The sequence below is a fragment of the Romboutsia ilealis genome (assembly GCF_900015215.1).
GTDB lineage: Bacteria > Bacillota > Clostridia > Peptostreptococcales > Peptostreptococcaceae > Romboutsia > Romboutsia ilealis.
Genome location: NZ_LN555523.1, coordinates 2,291,145 through 2,306,470 on the forward strand (window position 1 = coordinate 2,291,145; position 15,326 = coordinate 2,306,470).

Below are 15,326 nucleotides of genomic sequence, written 5' to 3' on the forward strand. Positions count from 1 at the left end.
ATCATGTTATTAACTAACCATATAAACTCATATATTTAAATGCTCTGAATAATTTATTTTACCATTGATAACATCAGTTTTTTTTAATTAATAGATAAAATGCACATATTAATATTTTTAATAATATATATATTATTAAAGTGATTTTTTAGTATTTGTGTATATTATTTTTGGAGGTGCAATTTAATATGAGCTTTGATATGTATTCAAATAAGCAATATAATGATGATTTGGATTCTAACTATATATACCCTAGACCTTATATAGATCCTATGATGTATGTAAACTCTTATGGTATGCAAATGAATCCGAATACAATGGGCGGATATATGACTTATATGACCCCTTTTATGTATCCTGGTAAAATGGATTCTAATATGAATCCAAGCTATACTGATTCTGGAGATTATGATGATGAGTATAACCAAGATGATATGTATATTGATATGATGCAACAGCAAATGCAACCTATGATGCCTGGAATGATTCCACCTAATATGATGCAAATGATGATGCAAATGATGATGAGTGGACAAATGCAACCTATGATGCCTTATATGATGCCTGGAATGACTCCTATGATGCCTTACATGATGATGCCCGGAATGACTCCTATAAATATGGAGGAATTTGATGAGGAAGAAATGTAATTTTTTTATAATAGATGGTATAAGAAATTTATATCTGTCTATAATATAAATGTATTCCTCATAATATTCCCCCAATATTATAAATACAAAATAAAGCCATGAACAATTGTTCATGGCTTTATTTAATTTATATTAATCTAAAAAATCATAGAAGTCATTTGATTCCGATTCAACAAAATCATATAATACATTTTCTTCAAAATATAACTCTTCTTTAATATCTAAATATTCTTTATAGTTACACTGCAATATCTTATTTATATACTTTCTATCTTTATCGCTATAAGTTCCTACGAAAAACTCATTTCCCATTTGATAATATATCGCTTTAATATCATTATTTATTACATATACATTATTTTTGACATGATCATTATTAAAATTAAATCTTGTAAAGAATGTGCCATTTTCCATATCGCTTTTTAATGTAAATGGATTATCTCTATAAAATATATCTAGAAATTTATCTACTCTACTTATAGAGTACATACTTACAAACTCCGGCTTAGATATTTCATCAAAAACTTCAAAATCAAATATTGGTTCTTTATCAGTTGCAATCATAGAGCTTATTTTAAATCCATATTCGTATTCTTCTATACTAAAAGCTATCTTAGATGTATAGTATCCATCATTATCTTCATATAATGCTTCACTTATATATCTTTTATTTCCTTTAGGTATTACAGTATTTTTTAATAGTGTTCCATTTATATTTGTTATATGCATATTTGCTATTTCTTCACTACCAGAGAAATATTTTAGGCTTTCTCTATCCCAAGCTATAAACCTCATAGTCATATAGTTTATAAATTCTACTTCATCTTTTATAGGCTTACATATCTTTGGATATATATCTTCTATATGTAACTTAGTTTCATATTTTTTTATAATATCTATGTATTCATTAACTTCTCCCGGAAGAGGTTTTTCATAATATGAATTTTTATTACCAAAATATTTAATCAAAAATAAAGCCTCATCTTCAGATATTCTTATCCTATCTGATCCTAATCCCCCCATAAGTCTTTCTTCTTCTCTATATGCTTCTTCTTTTGTAGGATTTTTTAGGCTAACATAATCAGCTAATCCAAGACCTTCTGCATCTAATAAAAAGTATTGTACTATTTTATCCTGCTTATCTTCCCAACTTATTAAAAGGCCCATTGTTCCCATAAGCCTTGAATTTGTAACTTTTGCAAAACTAAATTTCATTAAATCACATCCTTATTTTCATACATGCCTTTATTATTTTCTTCATTTTAACGAATTAATCATAATTAAGATACATGTTTTTGAATATACTATAAACTAACTATACTTTCATTGAATAATAAAAATAATTCTAAATTATTTTATATAATTTTACAACTCATGCATATTTTATAATATAATAAAATAAATGGTTAATCGAGGTGATTTTATGGGAAAGATAGCAGCTTTTTTTGATATAGACGGTACTCTTTATAGAGATTCTCTTATGGTTGAGCATTTCAAAAAATTAATTAAGTATGATATAATCGACCAAAAAGCATGGTTTGAGCATGCAAGAGATACTTTTATGGATTGGGATAAGAGACAAGGACACTATGATGATTACTTGGATGAAATATGTGATCTGTATGTAGAATCTTTAACAGGATTAGATAAAACTTGTATAGACTTTACTAGCGATCAAGTAATAAAGTTAAAATCTGATAGGGTATATAAATATACTCGTTCAAGAATAAAATGGCATTTAGATAATGGTCATATTGTAATTTTCATATCTGGAAGTCCAGGTTTTTTAGTAGAAAAAATGGCTAAAAAATATAATGCAACTGATTGTATCGGAAGTAATTATGTTTTTGAAAATGAAATGTTCAATGGTACAGTTATACCTATGTGGGATTCAAGAAGTAAGAATGTTGCTATAAATAATTTTGTTGAAAAGTATGATATTGATTTAAATAAATCCTATGCATATGGCGATACTAATGGAGATATTAATATGTTAAGAAGGGTCGGAAATCCAATTGCTATAAATCCAACTAAAGAACTTTTATCTCATATTGCAAATGACCCTGTTATTTCAAAAACTAGTAAAATAATAGTGGAAAGAAAAGATATTATTTACTCTTTATCACCAAATGTAGATATATTTGACATATAATTATGATAAAAAGGATTATCTCATTTAAAATAACTACCTTGAGGTACTCCTTTTTTAATTATTAATGGAGGGATGTATAATGAAATCTAATGTAAAGAAAGACTTAGATACTTTAAGTAAAAATTTATATTTAGAATCACCTGATTTATGGATAGAATTTTTAGATAAAGTTAATTCGGGAATATTTGATGAGCTTGTTCTGTTTTTTGCAACTAAATACAATTATATTTCTATAGTTAAATATGCTATAGATAATAACCTTATAGATATTAACTCAAAGTCTAGAAATAAGGAATTTGCTACTATTTATGACCATTTGGCTTACGTAGCAAGACAAAATAACTATAAAGATTTTTCTGATTACTTTAGTAATTTAAAAAATCCAAATAAAGAAATATCTCAAAATAACGAAAATGATAAAACTAATATAAAAACAAAAAATAAAGATATTAATATACCTTCTGTAGTATGTAAAAAGTGTAAATCAAATATTTTTGAAGTTGGATATATAGTTTGTGAAAACAAGATATTCAAGTTTTCACCTGATGAAAATAAACCAGTCGAAATCGCTAAAGAAGACCTTAATTCTGTAATTTGTTATAACTGTAATTCTTTAATTGAAGACACTACTCCTAAAGACTTAGAGGCTTTATGTGATATCACTACTTGTATAAACTGTAAAAATGACCTAAGAAGTACAGGAATCATAGATAAAAGAAATTTAATTTACAATAAAGACACAAATAAATTCGATTTAGGAGATACTTACTACGCATGTGGTAAATGTGAGAATGCGATAAATAATCAACAAAAAGAGTATTTTAAATTAAAATAAATCATAAAAAGAGATATGAATTATAACATATAAATAATAACTCATATCTCTTTTTATTATATTTATTTTATTATTTTTCTTAGTTTCCTGTTGTAATATTCTATAAACAAACTATATACATTGTCGTACACAATGAATAATACTTCAAATGTTAATACCGTAAATAAATTTATAGGTATATAAACAAATGGTTTTAATATAAAGTACACTATTAGAATTGATACATTAGCAAATAGTATCTTAAGAAAATATTCTATATATACAGGTCTATTTTTTTCAATAATATATTTTATCAAACCATATATTCCAAATGTAAAAGTATTTAATACCCACTGAATTTTACTATTGATTACTAAAAATCCTAAAATAACAGATGCTATATAAAAAACAAAACCATTCTTAGGACCATATTCCATTATTATTATAGATATTGGAAGTGATGCTAAACCCATCAGAAATAATGTGTTAATCGGTATAACATTTATTAATAACAATAAGATTAAGTTTATCGCTAATAGTATACCACTATAAGCTATTTTTCTACTCATTAAATCACCCTTAGAAACAACTTACTAAATCTCCACCGAAGCATTCACAACATGAATCTAAACACCATAATTTCATACAATCTTCACAACAATCATCACCTAAGCAACAACAGCAATCATCACAACAGCAGCAACAACATCCACCTAAGTCAGCGCGTCTTCTTCTGTTATAATTATAAGATCTATCCCTATAATCATCTCTATAAAAATTATAACTTTCTAAAAGAGCTTTATAATCTTTATTTTCTGGATCCATCTCTGAAGCTTTTGTTATACTCTCTTCACCTTCTTCATAATATCCCAAATTCATAGCAGATAATGAATTTAGATAATACCATTTAGAACATCTTTCACTTATACTTTTTAAAGCATTATATGCTTTTTCAAACTCGCTATTATCAATAAGTTCTTTTATATTTATAAATTTATTATCATATACATTACTATACATTTATTTAACACCCTCCTCTAATATATTTTGGTATCTTAAATATACTCCTGAATATACTATATTCTCTATTATAGCTGTATTCGTTTTTAGATTTAAGTTATCGATTCTTTTTCCTACCATCCCTAATGACATGCTTATTAATTTATCCACCCTTAATTTTAATTCTTCTCTTCTGTCTATATACTCTATAAAAGGATTATATCTTCCTTTTTTATAATCTTTATCTAAATCTTCATATGCATCTAATAAGTATATATATTTTCCTATATTAAACCCAATCTGCCTTAAGTCTTTTTCAAATTCATCTTCTTTGTATGCAAATATCTCTGCCATTAAGTTTCCAAATGTATTTGACACTAAATCAATATTAGTATTGTTTTCTTGCTCTAGATTATATAGTGTTTCTAATTGACCTTTTATAAATTCAGCTTTTTTAGGATATTTTTCATAAGCAGATTTTAATCTTCCTTTATATATAGTATATGCAACTTTATCTTTTAATCCATTATCATCCTTTAAATTATCTTCTAATTTATAATATGTTAAAAGTACATTCATACTTGCCGCATATTCTGTTATTTCATTTATTATCTTTTTTTTCTTTTTAAATGGATTTGTTATACACCCTTCCTCTATTATAGTAGATTTAGGTCTATACACTGCTGTTAGTACTAATATTAAAAATGTTATATCATAATTTAAAGATAATCTAGATATTTCCCCATGATTATCTTTTAAATACTTACATAAGCCACAATAATAACCTCTATAGTGTTCATATTCTCTAAAGGTTAAATCCATTTTGTTTATTTTTACATATCCAAACATAAACATCCCTTTCCAGTATATAAATATAATATTTATATTACTATAGATATAAATTCTACTTCATAGTATTTATATCTATAAATATTTTTATCAATTAATTCTAATGAGTCATAGCATCGTTCATTATCTAATCTCTTAAGCTTTGCCATAGATATAGGTAGATTAAATCTTCGTGGCCCAACTGACCCAGGATTTATATAAAGTATACCTTTATCCTCATATATATTACTTTTATGAGAATGACCATATACAACAATATCTATATTTTCTTCTTTTAAGTCTATATTCACTTTTGATATATCATGAACTAAGTATATTCTTATATTATATATGTCTATTATTTTTTCATCTTTAGCTATACTTTTATCTTTATCACAATTTCCTCTTATAAATTCTACCTTAGCTATTTTCTCCAAACCTTCTATAACTTCAATTTTACCTATATCACCTGTATGTATTATTAAGTTACAGTTACTTAAATTATACACTACTTCTTCTCTCAGTAAACCATGTGTATCTGATATTAATCCTATCATTACAAATTCTCCTACAATTTATGAATTTTATTTATATCATTGTTTCCATATAATTTTTATCTTAAGCATATAATATTATTATTTGCACATTCTAGTTATACAATTATATCCTAAATCGATATATAGTTTTAGAATTTTTCTAATGAAATATAGTAATTTAAACATAAATTTAAAATTTACTATAAATAAAGACCCTCATTAAGAGGGTCACCTTTATAAGATAAACTTAGTTATATCACCTTTTTTATTTTCAATCGTTATAACATCTAATCCTTTATATTCTCTGAATAGCAATTTGATATCTCTCATACTTTGATTTACTTCATTAGGAGTTAAATTTCTAATAAAATACTCCCTCCTCATTTCTTCATAACTTCTATCATTTAAAAAATTCCTTATCATAGTAAAAGCGAAAACATTAGGAATATTACTTTGATTACCTTTTTTATATCCATTATTTCTTAAATACATTATCATACATATTCCTCCAATATTGATTTAGTCATATCAATAAAGTATATATAAAATTTAATGTATTATTACTATACTTTTTAAATGTTTTTCTTTTAATTATAAATATTAAGTTGTATATTTTACTGCACTATTTTTAAATATTTATTTTTCTAAAATCATATCAATTGTTGCTATTTTATTCGTTGCTAATCTATACCAAGTTCAAATTATTTAATAAATTATTTTTATTTTTTATGAATAATTAGATACTTATCTAAATATTATTTATTATAGGTAAACAAGCCTTAAATTTTTATATGTTGTAAGGGGGATAAAAAATATGCTAAACGCACTAAGTAGAAATTTAAATGAAAAAACTAAAGCTATAAGAAGCAGAGGTTATATACCAGCTGTAATTTACGGAAATAAATTAGATAATAGCATACCTATAGAAATTCATAAAACTGAATTTCAAAGATATTTAGATGCTAACGGTGGAGATAAAATAATTGAAATTAATCTAAATGGAGAAGTTAAAAATTGTAAAATAACAGATGTCCAAATCGATGGAGTTAAAGAAGGATTTTTACATATAGACTTTTTATTAGTTTAAAATACGATGATAAAGTAGCACCTTACTATTTTTAGAATTAAAAATCCCTTAGTAATTTGACTTACTAAGAGATTTTTGGGTTCTATTTAACATTATTATCACAATATATATTCATTGCATCACTCATAAACTTAGCTAATCCTTCTCCATACTTATCAATATTTTTAGTGAATCTTTCATCTCCTATATACATAAGAGCAAGACCTCTAAATATTTCTATAGTGCAGTTATAAAAATTAGTTGTTATATGATTTCTCCACTTTTCAATTAATTCTTGAACCTTTTCATCTGATGGATCTCTATCCATTAATTTAGCTAATTCTATATATATTAAATTAGCCTCTTTAATTATATCATTCCAATCATTTTTAGAATACTTAGAAGTTTTCTCTTGGCTTTCTTTGTATACATCACTCTTTCCGTATCTCTTTTCTGTTTCTTCTTTATACTTTTCTTGATGTTTTTTTACCCCTTCGTAATCAAACACTTTAAAATTATTTTTACTCATGGTTTTCCCTCCTAAATTTTCAATAGTATCATCTATTGATTCTAATATCCGTTCTAATCTTTTTTTCTTTTCAAATATAAGATTTCGTTGTAATTTAAGGGCTTTTGCTCTATCAAAGTCTTTATTATCTAATATTTGCTTTATTTCTTGAAGGGGAAATTCTAATTCTTTAAACAGCAATATTTGATAAAGTCTTGCTATGTCATCATCATTATACATTCTATAATTTGAATCTGTTCTTTTACTAGGTTCTAAAAGTTTTATTTTATCGTAATGATGTAACATTCTAATGCTTACACCCGTTAGCTTTGATACTTCATTTATTTTATACATTATTCCTCCTCCTAAGTTTATATTAAGGTATAGCACAATGTTAGGGTCAATAATAAAATATTATATAAACAAAAAATCCCCTAAATGGGGATTTTTCCTATAATGAAATTACCATACTCATAAGTTGATTATTTCTCTTTATAAATTCATCTAATTCTTTAGAGTCTAATTCTTTATTAGATAATAAAGCTATATCTACTATTTGATTACAAATTAATGATACTTTCTCTTTTTTAGTTTCGTCATCTTTTAATGAAACTAATTTTTTAACTATAGAACTATTATTATTTATAACTAAAGTCTTTTCTTCTTCAAAACTCATACCAAAGTTCATTCCTGCGAATTGAGATCGCATTTCAGACATTCTTCTCGATTGTTCTGAAATTAATATAATAGCTGGTGTATCTTCACTCTTTAGACTTTCAACTGAATAATTATTTATTCTATCACCTATAACATCTTTAAATAAGTTTTCTATATCAGTTTTTATTTCTTTGTTACCTTCATTATCATTATCCTTTAATATATCAGATAAATCTGCATCTATTCTATTAAAGTGTACTCCTTGATTTTTAAATTCTATCATAGATATAAAATGATTCTCTATTGTAGAGTCTAGTATAACTGCATCTAATCCGTAATCTTTAAATAGCTTTATATATTGTGATTGTTGCTCTTCATTACTTACATAGAATACCTTATTTTCATGTTTTTCTTTACAATTTTCTAAGTAATCATTAAGAGTTATATATTGTGAGTTTATAGTTTTGAATAATATACTATCTTTTACCTTATCATAGAAGCTTTCATCTTTTAAGCATCCAAACTTAATAAATACTTGTATATCATCCCAAAACTTTTCATAATTTTCTCTTTCATTTTTATATAATGATTTTAATTTATCTGCAACCTTTTTAACTATATGTTTAGAAATTTTGCTAACATCTCTATCATTTTGTAAGAAACTTCTAGATACATTTAAAGGTAAATCTGGGCAATCTATTACACCTTTTAATAATAATAAGAATTCTGGTATAACCTCTTTTATATTATCTGCTACGAATACTTGGTTATTGTATAATTTAACCTTGCCTTCTATAAGCTCAAATTCATTTTTTAATTTAGGGAAATATAATATTCCTTTTAAATTAAATGGATAATCTACATTTAAGTGTATCCAGAATAACGGTTCATCAAAAGTCTTGAATACTTTTCTATAGAACTCTTTATATTCTTCATCCGTACAATCCTTTGGAGCTTTTAGCCATAATGGATTTGTATCATTTATAGGTGTTGTATCTACTACTTCATCTTCTTTTGTTTCTTCTGTTTTTATAGTTTCTAAATATATATCAACTGGCAAGAATGAACAATATTTATCTATTATATTTCTTACTGTGTATTCTTCTAAGAACTCTTTACTATCATCTGCTAAGAATAATGTAATTGTTGTTCCTCTTGTCTCTCTATTATCTGATTGTGTTAATTCAAATTCTAATCCATCTTCACTTACCCATCTTACTGGTGTTGCATTTTCTTTATACGATAGTGTATCTATTTGTACTTTTTTAGATACCATAAAAGAAGAATAGAATCCTAATCCAAAGTGTCCTATTATATCATTTTCTTCATTCATTTTATCTTTGTATGTGTTAAAGAAATCTTCTGCTCCTGAGAATGCAACTTGATTTATATATTTTTCTACTTCTTCAGCAGTCATACCTATACCATTATCTTCAAATATAAGTGCTGAATTTTCTTTATCTATTGATACTTTTATTTTATAATGTTCATCAGTATTACCTTTAGCTTCACCTAATGAAATTAGTTTTTTGTACTTATTTACTGCATCGCAACCATTACTTATAAGTTCTCTTATAAATATATCTTTGTCTGAATATAACCATTTTTTTATTATTGGAAAAATATTTTCTGTATGTATTGATATACTACCCTTTTGATTTGTCATTTTATCTCCTCCTAATTTTAATTAAAAATTTATGGGATAAAATTAAGTTCCCTTTATAGGTATTATTGTATCACTTTTGTTATCACTGTCAAGCGTAGAGTGCTAACAAATATAAAAAGAATAGTATACTGACAAATCAATATACTATTCTTTAATAAAATCTTATTTAAAGTAATTTACTCCAGATTCAAATATCTTTTGATCCTTTTCACCTATTATATTCTTTATAACATGCTCTCCAATTCTCTCAGAATGACCCATCTTACCAAATATTCTACCATCAGCGCTCGTTATACCTTCAACTGCATAAGTTGAACCATTTGGATTAAAGTCTATATCATATGTAGCATTATCATTTAAATCTACATACTGAGTAGCTATTTGACCGTTATCTATTAACTGTCTCATAACTTCTTCATTAGCAACAAATTTACCTTCTCCATGAGATATTGCTATACTGTGAGTATCTCCAACTTCTGTAGCCGCTAACCACGGAGATTTATTCGAAGCTATTCTTGTTCTAACTATCTTAGATTGATGTCTACCTATATTATTATAAGTTAATGTTGGTGCATCAACGCTTGTTTCTCTTATTTCACCATATGGAACTAATCCAAGTTTTATAAGTGCTTGGAATCCGTTACATATACCTAGCATTAATCCATCTTGCTTAGTTAAGAATTCATTTATCGCTTCAGCAACTTTAGGATTTCTAAATACTGTAGCCATAAACTTAGCTGAACCATCCGGCTCATCACCTGCACTAAATCCTCCAGGTAGCATTATTATTTGTGACTTACGTATTTGTTTAACTATCGTTTCTATAGAGTCTTCTATATCTTTATATGTTAAGTTTTTAAATACTTCTATATTTGTGTTTGCTCCTGCTTTTTCAAAAGCTCTTTGTAAGTCATATTCACAGTTTGTTCCAGGGAACGTTGGTATGAATACTCTTGGCTTTGCTATAGTTATAGATGACTTTTTAGCTTCACCTTGAGATATAAAGTTTATAGTTTCTATCTTTTCTTTTATATCTACTGACTTAGTTGGGAATATAGGCTCTAATGTTTCACAGTGAACATTATATAATTCTTTTAATGATATTTCTTCATTTTCTATTATTATACTTTGTTCTTCTATCGTAGACCCTAGTACTATATAGTTGTATCCATCTAATAAACTTAAGTCTTCATTAGTTAATTCAAGTACTATATTTCCATAGTTAGGTTTAAATAAATCTTCTACACCTTCATTAAATTTAAATCCTATTCTATTACCAAATGCCATTTTACTTATAGCTTCCCCTATACCACCAAATCCAAGTGCATATGTTGATAACACTTGCTTATTGTGTATAAGTTCTGTTACTTTATCTAAGTTTTTCTTTAACATTTCAAAATCTACTACATCATTTTCCAATCTATCTGTTGATAACATTACAACTTGTGAATTAGTTTTCTTAAATTCTGGCGATATTACATAACCTGCATCTATAGTATCTACAGCAAATGATACTAATGTTGGTGGTACATCTATATCTTTAAATGTTCCTGACATACTATCTTTTCCGCCTATTGCAGGTATCCCAAGTCTATTTTGAGCATAATATGCACCTAAAAGTGCTGCAAATGGTTTACCCCATTTCGTTGGGTTATCCCCAAGTTTTTCGAAATACTCTTGTAAAGTAAGTCTTATTGAATCATATTTACCCCCAATAGCCACAACTTTACACACAGATTCAACTACTGCATATAATGCACCGTGGAATGGACTCCATTTTCCTATCTTAGGGTTATATCCATATGTCATTATTGTTGATGTATTAGTTTCTCCACCAAGTACTGGTATTTTTGCTACCATCCCTTGAGCTTCTGTTGCTTGATACTTACCACCAAATGGCATAAGTACAGTATTTGAACCTATTGTATTATCAAATCTTTCTACTAATCCTTTTTTAGAACAAACATTTAAATCTGATAATACATCCATAAATTTACCTTTTATATCTTCTTCTATAGCTAATTCACATTCTTTTTCTTTTAACTCACTTTTAAAGAATGTACTTTCTTCATTAACTTTATCAACATGAATTTTAGTAGTTTGCTTAACTCCATTTGTTTCTATGAAATCTCTACTCATATTAACTATTGCTTTACCATTCCAGAACATTCTCATATATCCAGTGTCAGTTACTGTAGCTACATGAGTTGCTTCTAAGTTTTCTTGTCTTGCTAAGTCTATGAATTTATCTTTATTAGAAGCATCTATAACAACTGCCATACGTTCTTGTGATTCTGATATAGCTATTTCAGTTCCATCAAGTCCATCATACTTTTTAGGAACTAAGTCTAAGTTTATATCTAAACTATCTGCAACTTCTCCTATAGCAACACATACTCCACCTGCCCCAAAGTCGTTACATCTTTTTATCATTTGTGCTACTTCTTTATTTCTGAAGAATCTTTGTATCTTTCTCTCATTTGGTGCATCTCCTTTTTGAACTTCTGCACTACAAGTAAGTATAGATTCTTCGCTATGTTCTTTAGATGAACCTGTAGCTCCTCCGCATCCATCTCTTCCTGTTTTTCCTCCAAGAAGTACAACTATATCTCCATTTTGTGGAACTTCTCTTACTACATTTTCTTTAGGAGCTGCCGCTATTACTGCACCGATTTCCATTCTCTTTGCAACAAAGTCTTCATCATAAACTTCTGCAACTTGCCCAGTTGTAAGTCCTATTTGGTTCCCATATGAACTATATCCATGAGCAGCCTCAGTAGTTATTTTTCTTTGCATAAGCTTACCTGGTAATGTATCTTCTAAAGTTGTTCTTGGATCTGCACTTCCTGTAACTCTCATTGCTTGATATACATAACTTCTTCCTGATAATGGGTCTCTTATTGCTCCACCTAAACAAGTTGCAGCTCCACCAAATGGTTCTATTTCTGTTGGATGGTTATGAGTTTCATTTTTAAACATTACTAAGTATGGCTCTATTTTACCATCTATTTCAACATCAACATTTATACTACAAGCATTTATTTCTTCACTCACATCTAAATCTTCTAATTTACCTTGTTTTCTTAATTCTTTCATAGCTATAGTTGCTATATCCATTAAGCATATATCTTTTTGTTTATCTACATAAACATTTTTTCTTGATTCAAGATACATCTCATAAGTTTCTTTTATTATATCTGTATACTTACCGCTTTCTATTTTTACATCTTCTATTTCAGTCATGAATGTAGTATGTCTACAGTGATCTGACCAATAAGTATCTAATACTTTTATTTCTGTTATTGTAGGATTTCTCTTTTCAGTATTTTTAAAGTATCCTTGAACATGAACTAAATCCCCTAATGTCATAGCAAGTCCGTTATTCTTTAAAAATACTTTTAATCCTTCCTCATTTAAATCTATAAATCCATCTAGTATTTCTACTTCCGTAGGAATTTCTGTTTCCATCTTTAAACTTTTTGGTTTTTCTAAAGAAGCTTCTCTACTATCAACTGGATTTATTATATAATCTTTTATTTTATCAAACTGTTCGTCTGTTATATTTCCTGTTAATATGTATACTTTAGCAGTATTTATTTCTGGCCTATTACCTTCATTTACTATTTGTATACATTGAGCTGCCCAATCTCCTCTTTGATCATATTGACCAGGAAGATATTCTATAGCAAATACTCTCTCGCCTTCATTAAACTCTAGTGTTTCATGATAAACAATATCTAAGTTAGGCTCTGAAAATATTGTTTTTACTGCATTTTCATATACTTCCCCATCTATCCCTTCTATGTCATATCTATTTAAAATTCTTACATTTTCTATAGTATCTATGTGTAAACTTTCTATTAAATCCTTTTTTAAAGCTCTAGCTTCAAGGTCAAATCCTTGTCTTTTCTCAACTAATATTCTTCTAACACTTGACTCTAAACTTATAGTACTTAACATATCTTTTCTCCCTTTTTATATAATTAAAATGACAATACTAACTAAGTAGCTCGTTAACACATTGTTCAAATATATGATTTAAACAACCTGGTAACGAGTCACTTATTATTAAAGTAGATTTTATGACTTAATCTCGATTACTTAAGTCATAAAATCTATTTTTAACTGAATCTCTAATTATTTTTTCTTCATTTTGATATCTACACTTAAAGAGATAATTCTTCACAGAACTTCATCCCTATATCAGTTCTATAATGCATGCCTTCAAAGTTTATTTTCTCTATATTTTTATATACTTTTTTAGCAGCTTCTTCTACACTATCTGCACTTGCCGTTAGCCCTATAACCCTGCCGCCATTAGTAACTAAGTTTCCATCTAACGTTTTAGTTCCACTATGAAAAACAACAATATCTTCATCTAAGTTTTCAAGTCCAGTAATTACTTTTCCTTTTTCATAATCATCTGGATATCCACCTGATGTAAGCATTACGCAAACAACCTCTTCTTTTTTATAGTTAATCTCTATATCTTTTAATTTATTTTCTAATATTGCTTCTATTATTTTATGTAGATCAGTTTCTAATCTAAATAGAACAGATTGTGTTTCAGGATCTCCAAATCTTACATTATATTCAAGTACCTTTGGACCATCTTCTGTTATCATAAGTCCAACAAATAATACTCCTTTATAATTTAAGTTATCTTTTTTGAAACCTTCTAAAGTTCTATTTAATACTTTCTCACTTATTTCTTTAGACAACTCATCTGTATAGATTTCACTTGGAGAAAAAGTACCCATTCCTCCTGTATTTGGACCTTTTTCAAAGTTGTATACTTTCTTGTGATCTTTAGCACTTACCATAGGAACTATTGTATCGTTATCTACAAATGCTAATATAGAAGTTTCAATACCTGATAAAAATTCTTCTACGACTATTTTATCCCCCGCACTTCCAAACTTTTTATCATTCATCATTTCCTTTAAAGTATTTATAGCATCTTCTCTGTTTTCTGGTATTACAACACCTTTACCGGCTGCTAGACCATCCGCTTTTATAACTACTGGATATCCAAAGCTATCTATTTCATTTATAGCCTCATCTAAATCCGTATATTCTTTATACTTTGCCGTTGGTATGTTATGTCTTTTCATAAAGTCTTTAGAAAATGCCTTACTTCCTTCAAATGTAGAGCATTCTTTGTTTGGTCCAAATATTTTAAGACCTTCTTTTTCAAATTCATCTACTATACCATTTACAAGGGGCACTTCTGGTCCAACAATAGTTAAATCTATATTGTTTTCTTTTGCAAACTTTACTAAATTTTCTATATCACTGTCACTTATACTTACACATTGTGCAATATCTGATATTCCTGCATTTCCTGGAGCACAATATATTTTTTCAACATTATTTTCTTTACTTAATTTCCAAGCTATGGCATGTTCCCTTCCACCACCGCCTACAATTAATATTTTCATAATTTACCC

14 protein-coding genes are annotated in these 15,326 nt (G+C 27.1%); 4 read left to right on the top strand and 10 right to left on the bottom strand.

What is annotated here, in order from left to right; all coding sequences use genetic code 11:
• The first annotated feature begins 188 nt into the window (after window positions 1–188).
• A complete protein-coding gene (locus tag CRIB_RS10750) occupies window positions 189–650 on the top strand; it encodes a hypothetical protein (RefSeq protein ID WP_180702360.1) in 462 nt (153 codons plus the stop codon).
• Between the two features lie 132 nt (window positions 651–782).
• On the opposite strand, the gene CRIB_RS10755 is transcribed toward CRIB_RS10750, so the two are convergent.
• A complete protein-coding gene (locus CRIB_RS10755; RefSeq protein WP_180702361.1) occupies window positions 783–1,865 on the bottom strand; it encodes a hypothetical protein in 1,083 nt (360 codons plus the stop codon).
• Window positions 1,866–2,073: 208 nt separating this feature from the next.
• Here CRIB_RS10755 and CRIB_RS10760 point away from each other — a divergent pair, with 208 nt between their 5' ends.
• Entirely contained in the window at window positions 2,074–2,802 is a 729-nt protein-coding gene (locus CRIB_RS10760) for an HAD family hydrolase (RefSeq protein ID WP_180702362.1), read from the top strand.
• Window positions 2,803–2,881: 79 nt separating this feature from the next.
• Window positions 2,882–3,637 (top strand): hypothetical protein, encoded by a 756-nt coding sequence (locus tag CRIB_RS10765; protein WP_180702363.1) that lies wholly within the window; start codon window positions 2,882–2,884, stop codon window positions 3,635–3,637.
• 62 nt (window positions 3,638–3,699) lie between these two features.
• Here CRIB_RS10765 and CRIB_RS10770 read toward each other — a convergent pair whose 3' ends face one another.
• From CRIB_RS10770 to CRIB_RS10790, 5 genes are all read right to left on the bottom strand, one after another.
• Window positions 3,700–4,185 carry a hypothetical protein gene (locus tag CRIB_RS10770; RefSeq protein WP_180702364.1) on the bottom strand — a complete coding sequence of 162 codons (486 nt, stop codon included), beginning with the start codon at window positions 4,183–4,185 and terminating at the stop codon, window positions 3,700–3,702.
• A gap of 10 nt (window positions 4,186–4,195) precedes the next feature.
• Window positions 4,196–4,636 carry a hypothetical protein gene (locus CRIB_RS10775; RefSeq protein ID WP_180702365.1) on the bottom strand — a complete coding sequence of 147 codons (441 nt, stop codon included), beginning with the start codon at window positions 4,634–4,636 and terminating at the stop codon, window positions 4,196–4,198.
• On the bottom strand, window positions 4,637–5,464 hold the full coding sequence (locus CRIB_RS10780; RefSeq protein ID WP_180702366.1) for a DUF5685 family protein: 828 nt from the start codon (window positions 5,462–5,464) through the stop codon (window positions 4,637–4,639).
• 32 nt (window positions 5,465–5,496) lie between these two features.
• The gene (locus CRIB_RS10785) at window positions 5,497–6,000 is read right to left on the bottom strand and encodes a metallophosphoesterase family protein (RefSeq protein WP_180702367.1); all 504 of its coding nucleotides are present in this window, start codon (window positions 5,998–6,000) and stop codon (window positions 5,497–5,499) included.
• A gap of 213 nt (window positions 6,001–6,213) precedes the next feature.
• A complete protein-coding gene (locus CRIB_RS10790) occupies window positions 6,214–6,477 on the bottom strand; it encodes a hypothetical protein (protein ID WP_180702368.1) in 264 nt (87 codons plus the stop codon).
• 316 nt (window positions 6,478–6,793) lie between these two features.
• Between CRIB_RS10790 and CRIB_RS10795 the strand changes: the two genes are divergently transcribed.
• On the top strand, window positions 6,794–7,066 hold the full coding sequence (locus CRIB_RS10795; protein ID WP_180702369.1) for a hypothetical protein: 273 nt from the start codon (window positions 6,794–6,796) through the stop codon (window positions 7,064–7,066).
• A gap of 82 nt (window positions 7,067–7,148) precedes the next feature.
• On the opposite strand, the gene CRIB_RS10800 is transcribed toward CRIB_RS10795, so the two are convergent.
• From CRIB_RS10800 to purD, 4 genes are all read right to left on the bottom strand, one after another.
• Window positions 7,149–7,907: a MerR family transcriptional regulator gene (locus tag CRIB_RS10800; protein WP_180702370.1), complete on the bottom strand. Its 759-nt coding sequence runs from the start codon at window positions 7,905–7,907 to the stop codon at window positions 7,149–7,151.
• A 97-nt stretch (window positions 7,908–8,004) separates the two neighbouring features.
• Window positions 8,005–9,876: a molecular chaperone HtpG gene (gene htpG, locus CRIB_RS10805; RefSeq protein WP_180702371.1), complete on the bottom strand. Its 1,872-nt coding sequence runs from the start codon at window positions 9,874–9,876 to the stop codon at window positions 8,005–8,007.
• Window positions 9,877–10,038: 162 nt separating this feature from the next.
• A complete protein-coding gene (locus CRIB_RS10810; protein ID WP_180702372.1) occupies window positions 10,039–13,836 on the bottom strand; it encodes a phosphoribosylformylglycinamidine synthase in 3,798 nt (1,265 codons plus the stop codon).
• Between the two features lie 206 nt (window positions 13,837–14,042).
• Window positions 14,043–15,317: a phosphoribosylamine--glycine ligase gene (gene purD / locus CRIB_RS10815; RefSeq protein ID WP_180702373.1), complete on the bottom strand. Its 1,275-nt coding sequence runs from the start codon at window positions 15,315–15,317 to the stop codon at window positions 14,043–14,045.
• Between the last annotated feature and the right edge of the window lie 9 nt (window positions 15,318–15,326).

Excerpts from the sequence above, each read along its gene's own strand:
- purD (WP_180702373.1), bottom strand. The coding sequence starts at position 15,317 with ATGAAAATATTAATTGTAGGCGGTGGTGGAAGGGAACATGCCATAGCT.
- CRIB_RS10800 (WP_180702370.1), bottom strand. The coding sequence starts at position 7,907 with ATGTATAAAATAAATGAAGTATCAAAGCTAACGGGTGTAAGCATTAGA.
- CRIB_RS10750 (WP_180702360.1), top strand. The coding sequence starts at position 189 with ATGAGCTTTGATATGTATTCAAATAAGCAATATAATGATGATTTGGAT.
- CRIB_RS10770 (WP_180702364.1), bottom strand. The coding sequence starts at position 4,185 with ATGAGTAGAAAAATAGCTTATAGTGGTATACTATTAGCGATAAACTTA.
- CRIB_RS10775 (WP_180702365.1), bottom strand. The coding sequence starts at position 4,636 with ATGTATAGTAATGTATATGATAATAAATTTATAAATATAAAAGAACTT.
- htpG (WP_180702371.1), bottom strand. The coding sequence starts at position 9,876 with ATGACAAATCAAAAGGGTAGTATATCAATACATACAGAAAATATTTTT.
- CRIB_RS10810 (WP_180702372.1), bottom strand. The coding sequence starts at position 13,836 with ATGTTAAGTACTATAAGTTTAGAGTCAAGTGTTAGAAGAATATTAGTT.
- CRIB_RS10790 (WP_180702368.1), bottom strand. The coding sequence starts at position 6,477 with ATGATAATGTATTTAAGAAATAATGGATATAAAAAAGGTAATCAAAGT.
- CRIB_RS10795 (WP_180702369.1), top strand. The coding sequence starts at position 6,794 with ATGCTAAACGCACTAAGTAGAAATTTAAATGAAAAAACTAAAGCTATA.
- CRIB_RS10780 (WP_180702366.1), bottom strand. The coding sequence starts at position 5,464 with ATGTTTGGATATGTAAAAATAAACAAAATGGATTTAACCTTTAGAGAA.
- CRIB_RS10760 (WP_180702362.1), top strand. The coding sequence starts at position 2,074 with ATGGGAAAGATAGCAGCTTTTTTTGATATAGACGGTACTCTTTATAGA.
- CRIB_RS10755 (WP_180702361.1), bottom strand. The coding sequence starts at position 1,865 with ATGAAATTTAGTTTTGCAAAAGTTACAAATTCAAGGCTTATGGGAACA.
- CRIB_RS10785 (WP_180702367.1), bottom strand. The coding sequence starts at position 6,000 with ATGATAGGATTAATATCAGATACACATGGTTTACTGAGAGAAGAAGTA.
- CRIB_RS10765 (WP_180702363.1), top strand. The coding sequence starts at position 2,882 with ATGAAATCTAATGTAAAGAAAGACTTAGATACTTTAAGTAAAAATTTA.